Here is a 21,292-nt window from a genome sequence, read left to right on the forward strand (position 1 = left end):
TATGTCTATGTCAACCAAGCCTAGTACTCTGAGGCATAAGTCGACCAACCATTCCTGATACCTGACACCTAGCACCTGACACCCTCAGCAACGGTGGTCATATTTCTGCCAGGCAATACTAGCCGTTAAGCCACCACCTTGGCTGGCGACAGCGTCAGCACCTCTACCCCTTCCTTGGTCACCGCCACCGTATGCTCAAACTGGGCTGACAACTGCCGATCCACCGTAATTGCAGTCCAGCCGTCTACCAGAATTTCGGCCTCGTGGCTGCCAATGTTAATCATGGGTTCAATGGTGAATACCATGCCGGGGCGCAGCTTCTTACCCTTACCCCGCTGACCGTAGTGGGGAATCTGCGGTGCAGCGTGGAAGATCCGGTGCACCCCATGGCCCACAAAGTCGCGCACCACCGAGTAGCCCTCTGCTTCAGCATAAGCCTGAATAGCGGCTCCAATGTCGCCGACCCGTGCCCCTGGCTTCACCGTCTGGATGCCGCGCCACATACATTCTTCTGTGACTTCCACCAACCGTCGAGCAACAGGGGAAGCATCCCCCACCAAAAACGTGCGAGATGTATCGCCGTGATAGCCATCCAGGATCGGGGTGACGTCGATGTTGATAATGTCGCCATCCCGCAATACATCCTCAGCATTGGGAATGCCGTGGCAGATGACCTCGTTGATGCTGGTGCAAATGGATTTGGGAAACGGCATCACCGTACCGGCATAGCCCAAGGGAGCGCTGATTGCCCCATGCTTTTGGGTCCACGCTTCGGCCAAATCGTTAAGCTCTAGGGTGCTGACGCCTGGCTTGACATAAGGGGTGAGGTAGTCAAGCAATTGAGCCGCCAACTGACAGGCTTTGCGCATTTTTTCTAGTTCGCGGCTAGAGAGCAGAGTGATGACTTCGGAGGGTTGCTTTTGTTCTTCCACGGTGTGCTTGGGTCTGGGTAACGGCTGATGGCGGAGTGCCCTGGAGATAAGTATAGCAACCTGTTGTAGGTGGGGAGGTGAGGGGTGGATGGGTGAAGAGGTGAAGAGGTGAAGAGGTGGGGAAGGTGGCGTAGGGGCGGACCTGGGTGTCCGCCCTGGGGGGGAATGGGAAAATGGGGGGTAGACGCGGAGCGGCTTCCCGCAGGGTAGGGTGAGGGCGTAGGGGCGGACCTGGGTGTCCGCCCTGGGAGGAGAATGGGAAAACGGGTGGATGGGGTGATGGGGGAAGGTGGCGTAGGGGCGGACCTGGGTGTCCGCCCTGGAGGGCATGGGGAATTTTGGATTTTGGATTCTTCCGTTTGCTGCGCACGGGCTGCGCCCTACGTTCTTCCGTTTTTCAGATGCCGGGGGGTCTGCTCACTCGTCCCAGAGGCGACGGCGGGCTGGCCCTTTGAGGCGATCGTGGGTGTCGCGCAGTAGCGTCGGGATATCCAGGTGTTCGGGGCAGCGGGGTAGGCAGTCACCGCAGTCGGTACAGCGATTGGCTTTGCGGCCTGGGAACCAGTGACCGGCGTTTTCAAACATGCGATAGCGATATTCCCCAAAAGCTTGCATGTCGTAAGCCATAGCCAGATTACGTAACCGCAGAACTTCCGGGATGTGAATGGCTTCGGGGCAGGGGAGGCAGGCATAGCATTGGGCGCAGCGATCGGAGCCGAGGGTGGTGTCGGCCTGGGTGGTGAGGCGATCGAGGGCGGCAGATTCCTCAGCGGTAAGGGGGTGGGTTTGGTTGACTAGGGGGCTGAGGGGGGCCAATTCTGCGGGAATTGCGGGGCCGGTGCTGAGGGTAGTGATGCGCAGGTCGGCCAGGAGCCAGCGGTAGGTTAGCCCTAGGGGTGAAAAGGGGGCGCAGAGTTCTGCCAACCGTTGGGGTGGACGGTATAACATGCCCCCCTTATCGCCAGGGGAAATGATGAAAATGCCCATATCCCGTTGGCTGGCCAGGTCGATGATGGGGGCGTGGCGCTGGAAAAAGTAGTAATAATGCAGGTTGATGAAGTCAAACTGGTCGGTGGCGATCGCGCCCTCAATCACCTCCCGACTACCGTGGGTTGAAAAGCCCACAGGACCAAGCCGTCCCTCAGCTTGCAGCTGCCGCACCGGGGCCATGCAGCCCTGGGGATCACTGATCCAGGCCAGGTGTTCTGGGGTATTGATGCCGTGAATCGCCAGGCAAGGAGTGACATTCCCCCCTAGCCTGGCCAAAGAGGCTTCTAGTCGCTGGGTCATGGTGGCGGCATCAGGCTGGGGAGGCACCTTGGTGGTAATCACCAGGTCGCTAGGCACGTCACCCGTTTCAAGAAAGTCCCCTAACCAATCCTCGCTGCTGCCATAGCCCTGGGCCGTTTCGATGTGGTTAATGCCTAGGGCAAAACCCGCGATTAGGGTAGATTCAAAGGTGGGGCGATCGCGCAATGCCCGCATCGTTCCTAAAGAGAACACCGACAGCTGCAAACCGGTGCGTCCAAACCGACGATACTGCATCAGGCCTAGCTTTCGAAGGTATCGTTGCTGGTAGAAGACTGCCCCCGCTGGGCAAAGTCTGACGGATTAATATTTTGCAAAAACTCCTGAAACGCCTGCTTTTCCGCCTCATCGGCATCGCGATCCACTGGCATAGAGGCCTCAGCCACCACCTCTTCCATCACCCAGATAGGGGCGTCTAGGCGCAGGGCAATGGCGATCGCGTCGCTAGGGCGAGCATCTAATTCCCGCCGGGTTTCTCCCTTCACTAAAGACAACAGCGCATAGAAGGTATTGTCCTGCAAGGCATGAACCACGACTCGGTCGAGGCTCATGTCCCATTCGTCAAGTAAGTTAACAAACAGGTCGTGGGTCAGGGGACGAGGAGACGCTTGATTCTCTAAGGCGCTAATAATCGAGTTAGCTTGCTCACGGCCAATATAAATGGGAAGTTGCCGCCGATCAGTGGTATCCCGCAGTAAAACTACCGGACTTCGAGATACCGCATCAAGGGCAATCCCGGCGACTTTCATTTCAATCATTGACTTGGCCTCTTGGATCCGTTGATTAAGGTGCTCCAGCGTGACTCGTTAATCTAGGGGTACGGCCCCGGGATAGGGTGACTGGTGAGATTATCTGGCCGACTGTCAACCGATATTGAATCATCCCTAAGTCTATTATGACGAAGTCATCTATAACGAAGTCATCTATAACGAAGTCATCGTACCCTAAGCGACCGTGAACAAAACTTGAAGGTGGCCACTTGTACTAGTTTAGTCTGAGCTTATCCAGGAATAGATTGAAAACAATACCCTAAAGAAGAAAATTATTGATCCTAAGTATGCCCCGATCTGACCGTCTATGGGCAGTGGTTTCCCTGAGAATTTCATTAAGAGTGTTTTAGTCATGTTTACCGGCCTCATTCAAGCGATTGGCACCCTCACCCACAGCAGCCCCAACCAACTGACCATTCAGTGGGCGGGGGCTAGCCATCCGGCCATGGCTGACATTGCCCTGGGGGACAGCATTGCCGTGAATGGTATCTGTCTCACCGCAGAAACAGTTCTTCCCCAGGGGTTTGTGGCGACCGTTTCTCCAGAAACCCTGGATCGCACGGCCCTAGGGAAGCTGGCCGACGGTAGCCGGGTTAATCTAGAGTCTTCCCTGCGGGTGGGTAGCAAAATTGGTGGCCACTTTGTCACTGGCCACATTGATGGGCAGGGGGTCTTAGAAGCCGCCACCGCCACGGATAACGCCTGGACCCTGAGCTTTACGGTGCCCGATCGCCGGGTCGCCCGCTACATTGTGCCCAAGGGCAGTATTGCGGTGAATGGCATCAGCCTTACCGTGGCCGACTGTAGCCCCAGTGGTGACTGGTTTGCGGTGGCCGTGATCCCTGTCACCTATCGGGAAACTACCCTACAGGATCTGCGCCCTGGCCAATCGGTCAACCTGGAAGGGGATGTGCTGGGTAAGTATGTGGAGAAGTTTCTACAGGCAGAACCAGGCCTCAACGGGGCACAGAGTGAGGGGCCGGGCCGCGACATGATTTCCCCTGACTTTTTAGTGGAGCATGGCTATGGCTAGGGCCAGGATGGGATCAGCCAGCGGCGCTGCAGGGCTTCGGCAGAAAGGGGCAGACCCAGGTATAAGGGGAGCCAAAACCAAAAACTGAGGGCGATCGCCCCCAACACCACCCAGCCCCAAACCCGATAGCGAGGATCTAGCCACCAGCGGCTCAGTAGCCAAGCCAGGGCGATCGTGCTGAACACCCCGATCCCCAGGGCGTGGTAGAAAAAAGTGCAGCGGCTGACCAGGGCCCAGGGCAACCAGTGGGCCGCGTAGTTGACCAAAATAAAGCTAGGGACAGGTGGAGACATGCCCTGAGCCCTGAGCCCCTGAAGCCAGTGATTCTGGGGCCGGTGATTCTGAGACCGGTACCCCTGAGCCCAGCTGGCCATGACCTTACTGCCATACCCCAGTAGCAGCGCCAGCACCGCTGCCGTCGATAGCCACCACAACACCGGGTTACCCAGGGCATGCAGAGTATAGACAGTGCCTGGGATAACCACAGGGTGCAGAATCGTCTCTGGGGGCCAGGGTCCCACCCCCTGGTAAAAGTAGGCCACAGGCCGTAGCAGCAATGGCCAGGTGTACCAGCTAGAACAATAGGGATGGATGGCATTCCCCCCCTCTAAAGATTGGTGATAGTGCCACAGCTGCTGGTGTACCTCCAGCAGTGATGTCTGGGTCAACCCTAGGTGGGGCAGCCACAGGAGACCATAGGTGATCAGGGGAACCAGGCCCAGGGCTACCAGATATCCCCTCCTCTGAGCAACTCGGGATTCAGCCCCAGGTTGCGGCTGCCAGCGGCCCATCCCCAGCAACACCACCGCCAACCAAAACCCAGCAAAATTCCACTTGACGCTGATGGCTGCCCCCAGACAAACCCCTGCCGCCCCAGTCCAAAGCCACGATGGTCTGGGGTCAAGGGGCGATCGCCGTCCCCGCAGCCAGCAACCCTGACCCAACAACCCCAGCCATAGCCCAAACAGGTTAATTAACCCCAGCCGTGACTCCACCAGGGTTAACCCTTCCAGGCTCAGGAGCAGGGCTACCATCAGGCCAAACCCCACCCGCCGCTGGCGGGGATAGGCAGCACTAAGTTGCCACCCCAGCCATGCCCCTACCAGCGGCACCGTCGCCCCCAGAGCAGCGTTTAACCAACGAAAACTCAGGGGGCTAATCGCCTGATTCTGGACAGCGATCGTAGGCCAGTTGAGCCAGACCGCAGGCCCCCGACTCAGCCAGATGCCCAGAGCAATCAGGTATTTCCCCAGGGGCGGGTGGGCATCAAAGCGAGGCATGTGATCCAGGTAATCCAACGCAAAGGGAACGTAGTAGATTTCGTCAAACACCAGGGTATGCAGCTGACCCAAGCCCCACAGTCTCAGCCCCAGGGCCAAGCCGCCTATGGCCATCAGACCTAAGCCGAGAGGGTTTAACGTCGATAAGTTCAGTCGTTGGAAAGCCACAGATGAGAAGGACGAAGAACGAAGAACGAAAGACGAAAAACGTAGGGCGTAGCCCGTGCGCAGCAAAGGGAAGAAGGAATGGCTCAGCCTGTACGCAGCAGCATGACGAGAAACAATTCAAGATACCCTTCGCAACGGGCAAAATCCAAAATTCCCCCCGGCGGACACACAGGTCCGCCCCTGAAAAACGAAAAACGTAGGGCGTAGCCCGTGCGCAGCAAGCGGCAGAATCCAAAATCCAAAATCCAAAATTCCCCCCCTTCCCCACCCATCCACCCATTTTCCCATTCCCCCCCAGGGCGGACACCCAGGTCCGCCCCTACGCCACCTCCCCCACCTCTACCCTCCGGAAAGCCGCTCCACCTCTTCACTCCATCCACCCATCACCCCATCACCCCACCTCCCCACCTCCCCACCTCCCCACCTCCGGATCCACCCCTCCCACAATGGACAACCAAAACGGTATTATTAAGGACTGCAAACAACTATCACCCCGGTCCAGCCATTAGCGGCTGGACCGGTTACCTCTGAACCCCTCAGCCTAGTTGGCAAGGAGATGTCCTGTGAAACGGAGCTACGGTATTGCAAGTGTTCTGGTTACCCTGCTCAGTGGTTGGGGAACAGCGGCTGTGGCAGCCCCATCAGTTCAGGCCAGCGCGATACCTCAACCTACTGCCGTGGAGGTAATGTGGCTAGCCCGAAATGGCTCGTCGAACCTCAGCGAGGCCGATCAGGAAAAAGTTGACGACTTGTTAATTGAAGGTCAAGAACGGGTTGAGGCGAGGGACTATGCTGGCGCGATCGCGATCTACGAGCAGGCGGCTGCCATTGATAGCCAAAACCCTCGGCTGTTTTCTGGCATCGGCTATCTGCACATTCAGCAAAGTAACTATGGCGAAGCCGCTACGGCCTATCGTCGCGCTATTGCTTTGGATGATCGCAATCTAGCGTTTCGCTATGGGCTGGCCCATAGTCTGTATCGCAACGACCAACTGGACGAGGCGGTGCAGGCCTATCGCGACATTTTAGAGATTAACCCTCGGGAAGCCGATGCCCACTTGGGTATCGGTGGCATTCAGCTACAACGCCAAGACTACGAGGGAGCCCTAGCCACCTATCGGGCCCTGACTCGGATCGCCCCGGGGAATGCCAAGGTCTATGAAGCCCTGGGCACCCTCTATGTTCAGCAAGAAAACTACGACCAAGCTCTGTCTTACTTACGCCAGGGGCTGCAGGCGAACCCAGGCCAAGGTAGCTTATATGCCAGCATTGCCAATATCTACCTGATTCAAGACAACCCAGAAGCCGCCAAAGAAAATCTAGAACGAGCCCTGGCGGCTGAACCGGGCAATGCCCAGGCTCAACATCAAATGGGCTATTTGCTCTATCAAGCGGGCGATCGCGACGAAGCTTACCACTATCTGATGCGGGCGGTGCGCCTTGATCCTGACCTGGTGACAGCCCATGCCCTGCTGGGGGGAATGCTGCTGGAACGGGAGCGTTATCTGCAAGCGGTGATCTCTTATCGGACGGTGGTCAATGCTAGACCCAGCGATCCAGCGGCCTATTACAACCTCGGCTTAGCCCTTTGGGGCCAGGGGTTCCAAGGACAGGCGGTGACCAACATAGAAACAGCCGCCTATCTGTACGAACGCCAAGGGGATGATGCCGGGGCTGAACGGGCCCGAGACTTGATCAATTTTTGGGGTATGGAGCGGTAGCCATCTAAACCTACGCTGGTCCGGTCAGTCATAGCGCTGGTCGGACTGGCGCCGTTGTCTGGACAATGGTTTCCTCAGCGGTGGGCCACCCACCCTACGATCGTTAAGAGTAGCCTGCATCAGATCCCCTTAGTTATTAGGATCTTGTAGGGCTGTTTCATGGTTGTGAGCAGAAAGCTAGGCCACAGCTTTGCCCCCCGCCCCCTAATTCTGGGGGGATCTGAAGCCCCCAAGTTTGGGAGTTTGGGGGCCAAAGCCTGTACAGGCAATATTCCTTTTCAACAATGAAACAACCCTGCTTAGTTATTGGGGTCTTGGGGGGTTCGAGGGACCTCAAAGGGGCTCTGGGGAGAGGGGGCAGGGTCGCTAAATGGGTCGCTGGGCTCAAGGGGAAAAGGTTCATCTTCCGGGAAAAAGGGATCCGTTCCTGGAAAATCTTCAAAATCCTCAGGAAAAGGATCGAGGGCTTCAGGATCCCCCAGGTCCGCATCTCTAGGTAATGTGGCTAAGGCAACCCGATCGCCCCCCACAGACCGCAACAAATCAAGCACGGTAACCACGTCTTCATAGCGGGCATCCCGAGAGGCGTACAGCACAATCAGCCCCCCAGGATTGACCTGACTAAATTGCAGCAAGACGTCATAGAGCAGATCCAGGGTTACCGGTTGCTGATCGAGATAGGTTTGGCCCAGGCTGTCAATGCTGACATAGAGGCGATCGCCAACCGCCCCGTCTACCTGCCCGGGGATGGGCTCGCCGGTCTCTGCGGCCGGTAAATCTAGCTCAATGGCTTGCTGACGGGTTAAACCCACCGCTGCCAAAATAAAAAAGGTGAGAATACAAAAAATGACGTCAATCAGCGGCACAATCTCCAGCCGTACGTCTTCGGACGGGGTTTCAAGTAGATCTACTTTCATAGGGAAGACGATTCGGGAGACGACATTGAATCAGAGGGGGTGACGGGTTCGGCAGTGGGCTCAGCCGGGGCCGGGGGGGGAGCCGTGATTGGCCCAGGCATCACAACACTACCCGGGGTTTCCTGATTTTGGGCCCAGCTTTGACGGTACAGCAGCTCTAATTCACTGCCAGCCTGGCGAAACATTTTAGCCTGGCCAAAGATAAACCCTTGAAACAAGCGATAAAATGCCAAAGCGGTAATCGCAATCACCAAGCCAGCCGCCGTGCTAATTAACGCCTCAGCAATGCCCAGGGAGGTCCCAGCCGTGGCGTCGCCACTACCTAGGTCGCCAATTTGAATCGAGCCGAGGGAGTTGATTAGCCCCAATACCGTCCCGAGTAGCCCCAGCAAAGGAGACAGCGCAATTACGGCTTCCAGGATTTTGTCCCCTTTACCCATAGCCGCCAACTCTTCGTTGGCGGCCGTTTCTAGGGCCAGCCGAAATACCTCCGGTTCGGGGGATTGTAGCCGCAGGGGAGCCGATAAAAACCGTCCCATGGGCAACATGCCAGAGCGCACAGCAATGTCAGCGGCAGCGGGCCAGTCGCGACGGGCCGCTTCTATCACCCGGCCAGAGACTTCCCGCTCGCGGGTTAAAATCCGTGACCAAAACCAGATCCGCTCTAAGATCGTTCCTACCGCTAGGATCGAGAGCAATAGCAGGGGCCACATGGCAATGCCGCCCCGGGCAAATAGCTCAGGTATATTCACAAGATCCTCCTATTACCACAGCAGCTTCGTTGGGTGGGTTGCTCCGACAAAGCATAACAATTGTAGTGAGTTTTAGGGGCTATCGCCTTCTGTGAAGGAGGGCATTTCTGCCGATACCATAGGAAGCTGAGCTTTAGATAGTTAACCCATGACCTCGATCGCCGCCACCCTGGCTACCGAACTTTCCTTACGCCCGGCCCAAATTGAAGCTACCCTTGCCCTGTTTGCCGAAGGGGCGACGGTGCCATTTGTGGCCCGCTACCGCAAAGAGCGTACCGGCAACCTGGACGAGGTGCAGCTGCGGCAGATTGCCGAACGCTACCAGTACCTAACGGAATTGGAGAATCGCCGCCAGACCGTGCTGAGTGAAATCGAGGCCCAGGGCAAACTCACGGCCGCGCTCAAGTCAGCCATTCTGGCCTGCCAGCACAAGACCGAACTGGAAGACCTTTATTTGCCCTACCGGCCAAAGCGGCGTACCCGAGCCACCATGGCTAAAGAAAAGGGCCTAGAACCCCTGGCCCAGCAAATCGAGACCCTAAACCAGAGTGGTCAGCGTCGCCCCTTGACCCAGATCGCCCAGGCCTTCGTCAACCCTGAACAGGGGGTGCAGACCGAGGCGGATGCCCTGGCCGGGGCGGCAGATATTTTGGCGGAGCAGGTGGCGGAACGGGCGGACCTGCGGCGCTATGTGCGCGATCAACTCTTAAAGCGGGGGCAGGTGACCGCCCAAGTTAAGAAAGGGCATGCCGAAGGCAGCACTAAGTATGAAATGTACCGTGCTTATCAGACGCCGGTGCGATCGATCGCCTCCCACAACCTGTTGGCCATCTTGCGGGGAGAGCGGGACGGCGTGCTGAAGGTGGCTCTGGATTTGGAGTCGGAGAGGATTTTGCCCACCCTAGAGCAGCGGCTGATCAAAAGTTCGGTGCCAGAGATACGCCAGTTCTATGGAGATCTGATTCAAGACGCCTATCAGCGGTTAATGAAGCCCTCGTTGACCAGCGAAGTGATGGCCGAGAAAAAGGCCTGGGCCGATGACGTGTCGATTCAGACCTTTGAGGCCAACTTAAAAAATCTGCTGCTGTCGCCCCCGGCCGGGATGAAACCCACCCTGGGCATTGACCCCGGCTTTCGGACCGGCTGCAAGGTAGCAGCGGTGGATGGCACTGGCAAGTTTCTGGAGTATCAAGCGATCTTCCCCCACCAGTCGGAGCGGCAGCGGCAACAGGCAGCGACCACCCTAGGGACCATGATTCGCCAGCACCAGATTGAGCTGATTGCCATTGGCAACGGCACCGCTAGCCGCGAAACCGATGCCTTTGTGGGGGAAGTCCTGAAAACCGTCTCTCATCCCCCCGTGAAGGTGTTGGTGAACGAATCCGGAGCCTCCATTTACTCTGCAAGTGAAGTAGCCGCGGCGGAGTTCCCTGAGCTGGATGTAACGGTGCGGGGGGCGATCAGCATTGCCCGCCGCCTGCAAGACCCCCTGGCGGAACTGGTCAAAATTGACCCCAAATCCATTGGGGTGGGCCAGTACCAGCATGACGTAGACCAAAAGCGGCTGAAACAAAAGCTGGACGACACCATCGAAAGCTGTGTGAACTATGTGGGGGTAGACCTGAATATGGCTTCCCGAGAGCTGTTGACCTATGTGTCGGGCATTACCCCCACGGTGGCCAACAACATTGTGGCCTATCGCAACACCCATGGGGCCTTTCGCTCGCGCCAGCAGTTGCTTAAGGTAAAGAAGCTGGGGCCAAAGGCTTTTGAACAGGCGGCGGGTTTTTTGCGCATTCGGGACGGCCAAAACCCCCTGGACAATACAGCAGTACACCCAGAAAGCTATAGGATTGTCGATGCGATCGCCGCTGATCTGGCTCTCCCCCTGGCCCAAATTTCCACAGCCGCCGATCGGCTAAAACAGATAGACATCAAGCGGTACACCACTGAGGCCGCTGGTGAACTGACCTTACAAGATATTCTGCAGGAGTTGGAAAAGCCCGGTCGCGACCCCCGTGCCCAGTTCACCTATGCCAAATTTCAGGATGGCATCAACGAAATCACTGACCTGAAGCCGGAGATGACCCTAGAAGGGGTGGTGACCAACGTCACCAACTTTGGCGCCTTTGTGGATGTGGGGGTACACCAGGACGGGTTGGTACATATCTCTCAAATGGCCGATCGCTTTGTCAGCGACCCCAACGACATCGTTAAGGTAGGCCAGGTGGTGACGGTACGAGTATTGGAGGTGAATACGCAGTTGAAGCGAATTGGCTTGTCGATGCGTCAGGGCTAAACCAACGTCAAGTTCAGACGCGGAATTTTACCGATGGGACAGCGCCAGTTACCGAGCTGCAATGGGTCTAGGACTCTGAGGTATTAGTTGACCAACCACTCCTGACACCTGAATAACCCATCCCTGCCCACTTCGACAAGTTGCCCCTCCGGGGCCGCTACGCGCTAGCGAAGCCATGCCGCAGGCTATACAGCGCAGGCCTCCCAGGAGGGGATGCCAACACCCGACACCTGACACCCTCAGCAAAGATGGTCAGATTTCTGCCAGGCAGTACTAGATAGAACAGTAGAGCTGTATCTAGCCTAAGATATTGATTCCGATCGGCTGAATCCCCTAAGGTGTCAGGAAAAGCCCCTATCTGGGACGAGATGATTGTTGTTTAACCCATATGACAAAACAGCTCATTCTTTTTCGCCATGGCAAGTCAGACTGGAGTGCCAGCTACGGCAGAGATCACGATCGCTCTGTAGCAGAACGGGGCGTAAAAGCCGCAAAGGCTATGGGCAAACAACTGGCGATCGCAGGCAAAGTCCCGGATTTAGCCATTACCTCCTCTGCGGTCAGGGCTCGGACGACCCTGGACATAGCGATCGAAGCCGGGCAGTGGTCTTGCCCCACCAACATTACAGATGACCTCTATGAAGCCTCCATAGATCAGGTGCTAGAAGTGATTCATCGGGTGCCTAACCACTACAGTTCCCTGATGCTAGTGGGGCACGAACCCACCTGGTCTGATGCCGTGTCCTATTTCACCAAAGGGGGGGCGGTACGTATGCCCACAGCAGCGATGGCCTGTTTAGAGTTTGAGGTAGCGACCTGGCTCCAAGTCGGGTATGGCCGGGGTACGTTACTCTGGCTGCTACCCCCTAAGCTACTCGGTTAGAGGCCTAAGCAATTACCGGGATCGCAGCTTTTCTCTAAAGCCATCGATATCTATAACCTTTGCCCCCTTAGTCTCAGATATCACTCCGCTTGAGCTAGCGTCATAGGGGTCAAGGGGAGCTAACACAAATTGACCCATGGGGCTGTTTCGCTTGCCGGCTAAATAAATCAGTTGTGGCGTGGCATGACTCCCCGGGCAAATCCAGGTGACCCCAGTCGGACCAATAATCAGGTGTTTATCTCGCAGGCTGCGATCGAAGCCGTGGTCGTCAAAGTACTGGATAATTTTGCGTATGGCTTGAAAGGAGAGATGTTGTCGCAGCCGACTAATGGCTCTGATTTCTAAAATTTGTTCCCAAGAATAGAGCACGGTGGGCCGCTGGGGTAACCCCGCCCGCTGGGGCACAATAATGCCGGTCTTTTCTAAATAGGCCAACCGGCCTAAACTACTGCGGGCTAACACAATGGCATGGCGGCGAGGGAACCAGTCCATAGCAATGGGCTCCAGACATAAACGCTATATGTAGGGGCAATTTTTATTACTCTACGCTACAGGAGTGGATCGATCGGGATTGGCGATCACATTTCGCTGAGGCTGAAAACCCTATGACCAAAAACAAAACGGGGATCGCCCCAGGAACAGGGATCCTGTTATCTGTCAATTTTTATTAAGGCGCGAGTCGATTGCAGTCTTTCTGTACTACTTAACATCCCACGGCATCAGTCACCCATCACCTGTCACCCATCACCTGTCACCTAACCCCTGTCACCTAACCCCCTTTGTCAGGGAAGTTATCCTTCTGCCAGGCTAGGCTAGCCCCCACTCACGGGGGGGATCAGCACCACCTCATCGCCATCGTGTAGGGGGGTATCGGCGGCAACAAACTGCAGGTTCAGGCCCAGGCGAGTGCGATCGCGCCAGGGTGATAGCTGGGGATGATCGGCTAGGGCGCGATCGCGCACAGCCCCTACAGTTGCCCCTTGGGGAAAGCACCACTGTATTTCTGGCACCCCGTAGGCCTCTTGATAGATGGCAAACAACTTTACGTTTACCGTCAGTGGCTCAGACATAGCTTCAGGGGTTTCCATCACACGACAAATCTACAGGGAATATCTAGGGTGGGGATGCTGGATTCCCCTCAGCGGGGGGCATCGGTCCCCAGTAGACGGGCCACCACCGACTGCAACACCGGGGCAAAAGCCTGTAATACTGGCGACAAAATCACCACACTCCCCGCCGTAATGATGATCGTCCGAGCTGTGCCCAGGTTGTCTCGGGTGAACTGAAAAAACCGCTCATCCCAACGCTGCACTTCGGCTTTCAGGTCCTGCCGGCTCTGCTCCAGCTCGCCCTTTAGATCCTGCCGGCTCTGCTCCAGCTCGCCCTTTAAATCCTGCTGGCTCTGCTCCAGCTCGATCCTCAAATGGCTAATCTGTTGGGCGATGTCAGCCAGGGTGGGCTCCTGCTGCGGGGTGTTCGTCATAAATCCTCCAGCGCTAATCTCAATTCTAGAACGGTTTCACTATCGGTAACGCCGCTTCAGTTCCCGCCAGTTTCGGCCATAGTGAAAACGATCATAGGCTCAGGTAACGCGATGACACCTTCTTCTCTATCCCCGTTGTATTGGCGTTGGCCCCGCCATTTACCCCTGTGGGGAGTCATTCTAGGGGCAACCCTGACTGCTGGTTGTGCCGATGTGCCAGAGATCGTCTTGAGGCAAGACGCCGATACCGAGATGGCTGTGCTCAGTGATGCCGCGCCTGCTCAGTCGAGTCCAGTTCCCCCCGCCAATGGAGATTTCCCTGGGCATGACATCGGTCAGCTGACCCCCCAACTGGTGAAGCGGGCCAGCCTGGAACTGTTGCTAACAGATATTGATGACGCTGTCGAGCAGGTGCAAGCAACGATGCAGGCGGCCCAGGGCAACCTGCTGACTTTACAGGATCAGCGCTCGGCAGCGGGAGTGGCTCAGCAGGTGTCGATCACCCTGCGGGTTCCCCAAGCAGAACTCGATGCCACCCTGCAACGGTTGCGTAGCCTGGGCACAGTGCAGCAGCAGTCGATTACCGCCGAAGACGTGTCTAGCCAACAGGTCGACTTAGAGGCCCGCCTGAAAAACCTGCGTCAAGCCGAAACCGCCCTGCTAGAAATCATGGCACGATCGGGGGAAATTGCCCATGTGCTAGAAGTGGCGCGGGAGCTCAATAGCGTCAGAGAGTCGATTGAGCGTCTGGCCGCCCAGCAGCAAAACCTGGAACGCCAGGTGGCCTTTGCCCAGATCCAGCTGTTTCTGGCCAGTCCTGTCCCAGCCATGTCGCCCCTGCGACCGGTTCATGAAACTCTGGATAGCACCTGGCAAATGGCCACCCAATCGGTGCAGGCTTTTACCGTCACTGGCTTAAAAATAGCCCTCTGGATTCTGGCCTATAGCCCCTACTGGCTGCTGCTGCTGGCCATGGGTTATGGGGGCTATCGTCTTTGGCAACGTCGTCCGCCCCAGACGTTAGCACCAGAAACAGACCACTAGCTGCGAAGGGTAACCCCAAACTGCTTCTCCAGGGTGGTGCGCACCTTTTGATGCACCGGCTCCACCGCATCATCAGTCAGGGTTTTGTCAGGGGACCGGTAGACCAACCGAAAGGCCAAACTGCGCTGCCCCTGGGGTACCCCTTCTCCCCGGTACTGATCAAATAACGCCACAGACTCCAGCAGTTTACCTCCGGCCTTACGCATGGCCGCTTCCAGATCAGCGACAGGGGTTTCCAGGGGAGCGTAAAAGGCTAAGTCGCGATCGCTGGCCGGAAAGGTCGAATAAGGGACAAACTTCACAGACTTTTGCAATCCTGGCACCAGGCAAGTTTCAAGTACCTCCCAGTTCAGCTGAAACACATACACCTCTGCCGGTAGCTGCCGCTGTTGTTGCAGTTGGGGATGCAGTTGGCCAAACCGGCCTAGCTCCAGTCGGCCCCGCACCCATAAGGTGGCTGTGCGACCTGGGTGCAAGCGTGGATCACTGGCATCGGCACGATAATCTACGGTTAACCCCAGCCGCTGAAAGACGCCAGCCAAAATCCCCTTAGCCTCGTACCAAGTGAGGGGCTGTTCTTGGCCACTGGTGACCCACTGGCTGGACCGTCCGTCTCCGCCGACAATGCCCCCTACCGCTTTAACTTCATGAATATCCTGGTCGTCTTGCCAAAAAATGTGGCCAATTTCAAAGCCGTTGAGGGGGCCGTTGCCCTGGTTCAGGTTAAATTCGTAGGCCTCAATTAAGCCATCAATCAGATCCTGGCGCAGGGCCGAATACTCGGGAAACAGCGGATTAGCCAGGGTCACCTGGCGATCGGACACCGGCTTAGTTAAGGAATAGTGCAACAGCTCCGTTAACCCGGCAGCCCGAAAGGTTTCCCGTACCCGCCGGCTCAGAGCCGCCTCCACCGACAGGTAGCCCCCCGCCGACTTTTGGGGTAGGGTATCGGCAAAATGATTGTAGCCATACAACCGAGCCACTTCCTCAATTAAGTCAATCTCCCGTTCCAGGTCACGGTAGCGGTAGGGGGGCACTGTCACCGCCCAAGTCCCGGCCACGTCCCCAGGGATCACCTGGCACCCTAAGGTTTCTAGCAAAGGCTGAATCCTATCTGCCGGTATGGGTTGGGGCGTATCCCCCAGGTTCACCACCGGCCCCAGCAGCTGGGTTACCCGGTCTAGCCGCAGGGTGATCACCCGCTCCGGTAGGGCCTCCCCAAGGGGGGTCGTTCCCACCGTCTGAGCCACCACAGTGGCTCCGGCCAAGTCTTGCAGCAGCTGCAACGCCCGGTTGCACGCCAACGGTAGCTCTGCCGGGTTCACCCCCCGCTCGTAGCGGGCCGAAGCTTCGGTACGTAGCCCTTGATTGCGGGCCGATCGCCGAATCACTGCGGCATCAAAATAGGCGGCTTCCAGCACAACAGCTTGGGTATCATCCCCCACTTCCGTCGCCTCTCCCCCCATCACCCCAGCTAGGGCTACAGGCTGATCATTAGCGGTAATCAGTAGGGTTTCAGGCTGCAGCTGGCGATCTTGGCTGTCGAGGGTCACCAGCGATTCCCCCGGTCGGCCATAGCGGACCCCCAGGGTCAAACCTTTGTTGCCACTGGCCGCTAGCAGTCGCTCCCGATCAAAGGCATGCAAGGGCTGCCCCCACTCCAGCAGCACGTAGTTGGTGATATCCACCACATTGTTGATGGGCCGGGTGCCAGAGGCCTGGAGACGCTGCTGTAACCAAAGGGGGGATGGGGCCAGGGTAATGTTTTCCAGAACAGTGCCTATATAGATAGGACAAGCTTTCTCATCCTTGAGCTCGATGGCAAGCGTCGGATGACTAACCGCCAGGGGGGGAGCATCCGTGGCGGGCAATCGCAAGGTAGCCTCAGTAATGGCTGCTACTTCCCGCGCGATCCCAACCATACTCAAGGCATCAGCTCGATTAGCGGTGGAGGTCACATCTAAAATCACGTCGTCTAGACCCAGCAGGGGCCGCACATCTTGCCCCGGCTCCAGGGCTTCTGACTCAAAGGCATCGACCTCAAAAATATGGATTCCTTCAGACTCTTTAGCTAACCCTAGCTCCGCCAAAGAGCAAATCATGCCAGCCGAGGGCACCCCCCGCAACTTACGAGGCTTGATGGTTAAATCGACCACGGGCAAGTAGGTATCGACGGTGGCTACAGCCACATAGGCATCGGCCCGCACATTGGCTGCCCCACAGACAATGGTGGATGGCTGGGCTTGGCCAATGTTGACCTGGCAAACACTGAGTTTATCGGCATCGGGGTGGGGGGTACGCTCCACTACTCGCCCCACCACTACCCCATCTGCCCAGGTGCGTCGGTCTTCAATGTCCTCTACTTCAAACCCTGCCATGGTCAGGGCATCAGCCAAATCTACTGGCGACAGCTGGACGGTAACCAATTCATTCAGCCAGTTCAGGGAAATACGCATAACGAGGACTAGGGTTGACTCGGGTGAATATGGGGAACGCTATATCTAGCCCAAACATTCTACCCCCTAGCCTCCGCTGTCTGGGAGGTGTCGCGAGGCGGGAGCCAGGGATTTTCTTTGCCAAAAGTCTATTGATCCTGGCCCCCTTTAGCGTGATCCCCAGCCTTAGACCGTTGACTGGGCTGAGCCAATGATTAAATTCATGGAGTTTTCACATTGACCACAGATTTCCATCAGAAGTGTGTATCCCTGCTAATGAATGCTTTAACCCCTCTCTGAAAGAGGGAACAATTAGGCTAAGGTGGCAGTATCTTTTAGGGTAAACCGTAACAATGGGCTGTGTTGTTACCCCGATGGGGTTTAGCCTCTGACTGCCCTGGAAACTGGCCGCCTTCCATGAATGCCTAGTCTAAGTTTGGCTAACGTCTGACACCCACCCCACTGGGCCGCATGAGCTACTGTATCAATCCCGATTGTCCAAAACCTAAAAACCCACCCACAGTAAATCAGTGTCAGGCTTGTGGGTCACCGCTTTTGTTGCGCGATCGCTATCGGATGATTCGCGCCCTAGGACGAGGTGGTTTTGGGGCTACATTCTTGGCCAGGGACGAGGTCTTACCTGGTAAACCCCCCTGTGTGATCAAGCAATTATGTCCCTCCACCGAAGCCCCCCAAGTGCTGGATATGGCCCGGGATTTGTTCCAGAGAGAAGCGAAAATTCTCGGCAAAATTGGCAACCATCCCCAGCTGCCCCGGCTGCTAGACTATTTTGAAATTGAGCAAGAGTTCTTCCTAGTCCAAGAATTCATCAATGGTGCCACCCTACAGCAGGAAGTTAAGCGGGGCGGACCCTTCACCGAAGCAGGGGTCAAACAGTTCCTGAGCGAAATTTTACCCATGGTGCAGTTCCTGCACGAAAGTCATGTTATCCACCGAGACATTAAGCCAGCCAACATCATTCGCCGCCAGCAAGATAAAAAGCTGGTGTTAATTGACTTTGGTGCCGTTAAAGACAAAGTTAGCCCTGTACTGGCCAACAGTTCCGAACAAACAGCCCTGACCGCCTATGCGATTGGCACCCCAGGCTATGCCCCGCCAGAGCAGATGGCCATGCGCCCAGTCTATGCCAGCGATATCTATGCTTTGGGGGTAACCTGCATCTATTTGTTATCGGGCAAGGCACCTAAAGATCTAAACTATGACCCCACCACCGGGGAAATGCTATGGCAAAGCAAGGTACATGTCAGCGATCACTTTGCTAAGGTCTTGCAAAAAATGCTGGAGATTTCAGTCCGCCATCGCTACCAGGGGATTGAGGCTATCCATCGCGATCTGGATTTGGAACCCTACTTAGAAGGGCTAGCCCATAATATGGCTTTCCCGGCCCAGGGGGTTTCTCCTCTAAATGGCCATAGTGGCAGCCATGGCTCCGTCCCTAGCCCCATGTCTCAACTGGGTAGTAGTCATTCTGGCGGTTCCCCCTCCTCTCGCATGGCCGCAGCGATCCGGGCTCGACGGGAGCGAGCCAGCTCTCAATCTGGACCCACCGGCGGGCATCCCCGGAATGGGTACAGCTCCCTCGCCGGGGCTCAGTCTGCCAAGATGCCCCATCGGATTCATCCCATGACCGCCGATGATATTAAGCAAAAGTACACCAAGGGTCGTCGTGATTTTTCGCTGCAAACATTTAAAACACTTGATCTACAGCGTACCTTCTTGGAGGATATCAACTTTAATCAGTCCAAGTTACCCAACGCTAATTTCCAGGGCGCTGATCTGAGCAAAGCTAACTTTGGCCGGGCTAATCTGAGCCGGACCAGTTTCCGCAATGCCAAGTTAGTTCGGGCCTATTTCAACTATGCCAACCTGGAAGGGGCTGATATGCGGGGTGCCGACCTTCAGTATGCTTGCCTGTCTAATGCCAACCTGCGGGGGGCTAACCTATGCGGGGCAGATTTGTCTGGAGCCCTGGTGTCCGATGATCAGTTGGCCCTGGCACGGACAAATTGGTCCACGGTATTGCCCAGTGGTCGGCGTAGTATTCCCTAATTTAGGATTGGCCAATTTCCACCGGGGTTTCTTCTCCGGTAGGTAGAACAATCGTTTCAGCGCTATCGCTATCGGCATAGCGTAGCGACCCTAGGGCCTCTTTAATCACCACCGCTGCGGGTACGGCCACAATCACCCCTAACAATCCACCCACCCTGGCCCCTGACAGAATGGCAATAAACACCCAAAAGGGATTCAGCCCGGTGACACTACCCAAGACCCGTGGCGCTAAACCATTTTCCACCAGTTGCTGTATCACCACAGAGGCAATCAGCATCGGGATGGCAATTTTAATATCCCGCAGTGCCACTAACAGGGTAACGATAATCACCCCCACCGTACCGCCGAAGGGAATCAGGGCAAGTAGTCCTACCATTAACCCAAACAAAGAGCCAAAGGGAACATTCAGGAGCCCAAAAATTAACGTTAGGGCTGTACCAAAGCAACTGGCTACAATCAGCTGGCCCAAGAAGTAGTTACGGAAGCTCTGGCGCAGCGTACTGGAAAAGGGACCCTGAATTGGACCAGGAAGAAGTCCGACGAGGCCTTGCCAGACTTCTTCTCCATGTTGCAGCAAATAGAAGGTAAGGACGATGGTCAGCACCACATCCAGCAGCTTGCTAGCGGTGAAAAAGGCCACATTGAGGGTAAGATTCAAGGCTTCCCCAGCAATGGATTGAATTTCTCGCTTGAGGCGATCGCTGGTCTGACTGATCAACCCATCTAGATTCACCGGCCAGCCCCATTCGGCAAACTGGCTGTCTAACATCATCAGCTGGTTTTTGCCGGAATCAAACCACTCAGGCAACTTTGTCACTAACTGCTGGGCTTGATCGATCACAAAGGGTAAAACAGTCAGGGCTAACCCGGTCACGGCCACCAAAGTCAGTACCAACACCAATAAGGCGGCTTGGCTACGCTTCAGCCCAGCCTTTTCTAACCGAGCCATGGGGTAACTCAGCAAAAAAGCCAGCAGGGCGGCAATCAGCACGGTCACCAAGATGGAGCGAAAATAACCAAAAATGATGGATACGGCCCAAACATTCAGTACCAGCAGTGGGGTAGCTAGCAAGACGACGGTGGACTGGGCAATGGGGGTAAGCTTGTCCCACCAACGAGACAGCCAACTCTTGGACACAGGTTTACCAGATGGGGTCATAGACTCAGCCACAGGGCCATAGAGATAGGTAGTGGGTAGGGTGCTTTACACATATGATTCTAGGATGAACCTCTCTCGGCTTTTAGGGTAAACCTCTCTTGGCTAGAGTAAGCTCGATCTGAGATGAGGCCAATGGTAGGAAGGCCATCAATTTCTGCCTTTTCTGGAAAATTCAGTGCTTGGATCGGCGGTTATGGGGCTAATATGTAAACAATTTATAACAATTGTCGATTAACTCCTATCGCTCTGATTGCTTTTTATTTTTTTATTTTGCTTCATCTTCCTGAATGAGTTCTATGGTTGCCGTTCCCCAGTTCTCCCACTCTAGTTTCAATCTCAAGCAGGTTCATCCCCAAAAGGTGGTGGTTTTGGGGGATAGCTTGGTGTATGGGTTTGGCGACCCAGAAGGGGGCGGTTGGGTAGAGCGTCTGCGTCGTCAGGCTATGGTGCCAGGACACCCCGGAGCCGTTTTCTATAACCTGGGTGTCCGAGGTGACGGGGTTAACCAGGTGATGCAGCGACTGCACCACGAATTTCGTCAGCGGGGCGAAATTCGCAATCGGGTGCCTGACTTAATTGTCTTGTCGGTGGGGGTGAATGATTCGGCCCGAGTGGGCCGTCCCCTAGGGCGTAATTACACGAACTATGACGAGTTCCAAGACAAGATTGGGGCTCTAGTCGCCCAAGCGCGTCAACTCTGCCCAGTATTGTTTGTAGGCATGACACCGGTAAATGAGTCAGCGATGCCCTTTGCCGAAGTGTTGCATTACTCTCATAGCGAGCAGTGGCGCTATAAAGAGGCCACCCAACTGGCCTGCACCCACTACAACATTCCCTATTTGGATGTTCTTAACCTTTGGCTAGGGCGGGGAGATGCCTGGTGGCAGCCCTGCTTGTGTCCGGATGGTTTACACCCGAACGTGGCCGGTTACCGAGCCTTGCTCAACGATATCCTAGCCTGGGATGCCTTTCAGGCGGCGGTCGATTTACACCCTATCCCTCAGATGGCCTCAAGCTAGTATCGGCCAATTTCCATTG

General features: G+C 56.1%; 18 protein-coding genes. 7 read left to right on the forward strand and 11 right to left on the reverse strand.

Features of this window, described 5'->3' with window-relative positions; all coding sequences use genetic code 11:
• Positions 1–125 precede the first annotated feature (125 nt).
• The 3 genes from map to E1H13_RS05435 form a co-directional block, all read right to left on the reverse strand.
• Positions 126–932 (reverse strand): type I methionyl aminopeptidase, encoded by an 807-nt coding sequence (gene map, locus E1H13_RS05425; protein ID WP_169612391.1) that lies wholly within the window; start codon positions 930–932, stop codon positions 126–128.
• A 417-nt stretch (positions 933–1,349) separates the two neighbouring features.
• Positions 1,350–2,477, reverse strand: coding sequence for an aldo/keto reductase (locus tag E1H13_RS05430; RefSeq protein WP_169612392.1), 1,128 nt, complete (start codon positions 2,475–2,477; stop codon positions 1,350–1,352).
• A gap of 5 nt (positions 2,478–2,482) precedes the next feature.
• Positions 2,483–2,998, reverse strand: a complete 516-nt coding sequence (locus tag E1H13_RS05435) for a bifunctional nuclease family protein (RefSeq protein WP_169612393.1) — start codon at positions 2,996–2,998, stop codon at positions 2,483–2,485.
• Positions 2,999–3,362: 364 nt separating this feature from the next.
• Between E1H13_RS05435 and ribE the strand changes: the two genes are divergently transcribed.
• Positions 3,363–4,043: a riboflavin synthase gene (gene ribE / locus E1H13_RS05440; protein WP_169612394.1), complete on the forward strand. Its 681-nt coding sequence runs from the start codon at positions 3,363–3,365 to the stop codon at positions 4,041–4,043.
• Here the strand turns inward: ribE and E1H13_RS05445 are convergent.
• Positions 4,040–5,437 carry a phospholipid carrier-dependent glycosyltransferase gene (locus E1H13_RS05445; protein ID WP_169612395.1) on the reverse strand — a complete coding sequence of 466 codons (1,398 nt, stop codon included), beginning with the start codon at positions 5,435–5,437 and terminating at the stop codon, positions 4,040–4,042. The genes ribE and E1H13_RS05445 overlap by 4 nt on opposite strands.
• Positions 5,438–6,054: 617 nt before the next feature.
• Between E1H13_RS05445 and E1H13_RS05450 the strand changes: the two genes are divergently transcribed.
• Positions 6,055–7,212 carry a tetratricopeptide repeat protein gene (locus E1H13_RS05450; RefSeq protein ID WP_169612396.1) on the forward strand — a complete coding sequence of 386 codons (1,158 nt, stop codon included), beginning with the start codon at positions 6,055–6,057 and terminating at the stop codon, positions 7,210–7,212.
• Between the two features lie 299 nt (positions 7,213–7,511).
• Here the strand turns inward: E1H13_RS05450 and E1H13_RS05455 are convergent, their stop codons facing one another.
• Positions 7,512–8,129 carry a biopolymer transporter ExbD gene (locus tag E1H13_RS05455; RefSeq protein ID WP_169612397.1) on the reverse strand — a complete coding sequence of 206 codons (618 nt, stop codon included), beginning with the start codon at positions 8,127–8,129 and terminating at the stop codon, positions 7,512–7,514.
• Complete coding sequence (locus E1H13_RS05460; protein ID WP_169612398.1) at positions 8,126–8,881, reverse strand: MotA/TolQ/ExbB proton channel family protein; 756 nt, start codon at positions 8,879–8,881, stop codon at positions 8,126–8,128. The genes E1H13_RS05455 and E1H13_RS05460 overlap by 4 nt, the downstream gene beginning before the upstream one ends.
• 148 nt (positions 8,882–9,029) lie before the next feature.
• Between E1H13_RS05460 and E1H13_RS05465 the strand changes: the two genes are divergently transcribed.
• Together E1H13_RS05465 and E1H13_RS05470 are read left to right on the forward strand one after the other, a co-directional pair.
• Positions 9,030–11,180, forward strand: a complete 2,151-nt coding sequence (locus E1H13_RS05465; RefSeq protein WP_169612399.1) for a Tex family protein — start codon at positions 9,030–9,032, stop codon at positions 11,178–11,180.
• 388 nt (positions 11,181–11,568) lie between these two features.
• Positions 11,569–12,063 (forward strand): histidine phosphatase family protein, encoded by a 495-nt coding sequence (locus tag E1H13_RS05470; protein ID WP_169612400.1) that lies wholly within the window; start codon positions 11,569–11,571, stop codon positions 12,061–12,063.
• Positions 12,064–12,075: 12 nt separating this feature from the next.
• On the opposite strand, the gene E1H13_RS05475 is transcribed toward E1H13_RS05470, so the two are convergent.
• From E1H13_RS05475 to E1H13_RS05485, 3 genes are all read right to left on the reverse strand, one after another.
• Positions 12,076–12,555 (reverse strand): hypothetical protein, encoded by a 480-nt coding sequence (locus E1H13_RS05475; protein ID WP_169612401.1) that lies wholly within the window; start codon positions 12,553–12,555, stop codon positions 12,076–12,078.
• 320 nt (positions 12,556–12,875) lie between these two features.
• On the reverse strand, positions 12,876–13,133 hold the full coding sequence (locus E1H13_RS05480; RefSeq protein WP_169612402.1) for a MoaD/ThiS family protein: 258 nt from the start codon (positions 13,131–13,133) through the stop codon (positions 12,876–12,878).
• Positions 13,134–13,201: 68 nt separating this feature from the next.
• Complete coding sequence (locus tag E1H13_RS05485) at positions 13,202–13,546, reverse strand: hypothetical protein (RefSeq protein WP_206070073.1); 345 nt, start codon at positions 13,544–13,546, stop codon at positions 13,202–13,204.
• Positions 13,547–13,657: 111 nt separating this feature from the next.
• Here E1H13_RS05485 and E1H13_RS05490 point away from each other — a divergent pair, with 111 nt between their 5' ends.
• A complete protein-coding gene (locus E1H13_RS05490) occupies positions 13,658–14,590 on the forward strand; it encodes a DUF4349 domain-containing protein (RefSeq protein ID WP_169612403.1) in 933 nt (310 codons plus the stop codon).
• On the opposite strand, the gene pheT is transcribed toward E1H13_RS05490, so the two are convergent.
• A complete protein-coding gene (gene pheT, locus E1H13_RS05495) occupies positions 14,587–17,046 on the reverse strand; it encodes a phenylalanine--tRNA ligase subunit beta (RefSeq protein WP_169612404.1) in 2,460 nt (819 codons plus the stop codon). The two genes, E1H13_RS05490 and pheT, sit on opposite strands and share 4 nt — an antisense overlap.
• 450 nt (positions 17,047–17,496) lie before the next feature.
• Here pheT and E1H13_RS05500 point away from each other — a divergent pair, with 450 nt between their 5' ends.
• Positions 17,497–19,095, forward strand: a complete 1,599-nt coding sequence (locus tag E1H13_RS05500; protein ID WP_169612405.1) for a serine/threonine-protein kinase — start codon at positions 17,497–17,499, stop codon at positions 19,093–19,095.
• A gap of 1 nt (position 19,096) precedes the next feature.
• Here E1H13_RS05500 and E1H13_RS05505 read toward each other — a convergent pair whose 3' ends face one another.
• Positions 19,097–20,233 (reverse strand): AI-2E family transporter, encoded by a 1,137-nt coding sequence (locus tag E1H13_RS05505; RefSeq protein ID WP_347404123.1) that lies wholly within the window; start codon positions 20,231–20,233, stop codon positions 19,097–19,099.
• A gap of 317 nt (positions 20,234–20,550) precedes the next feature.
• Between E1H13_RS05505 and E1H13_RS05510 the strand changes: the two genes are divergently transcribed.
• The gene (locus E1H13_RS05510; protein ID WP_206070075.1) at positions 20,551–21,273 is read left to right on the forward strand and encodes a GDSL-type esterase/lipase family protein; all 723 of its coding nucleotides are present in this window, start codon (positions 20,551–20,553) and stop codon (positions 21,271–21,273) included.
• Positions 21,274–21,292 lie beyond the last annotated feature (19 nt).

This window comes from Nodosilinea sp. P-1105, from assembly GCF_012911975.1.
GTDB lineage: Bacteria > Cyanobacteriota > Cyanobacteriia > Phormidesmidales > Phormidesmidaceae > Nodosilinea.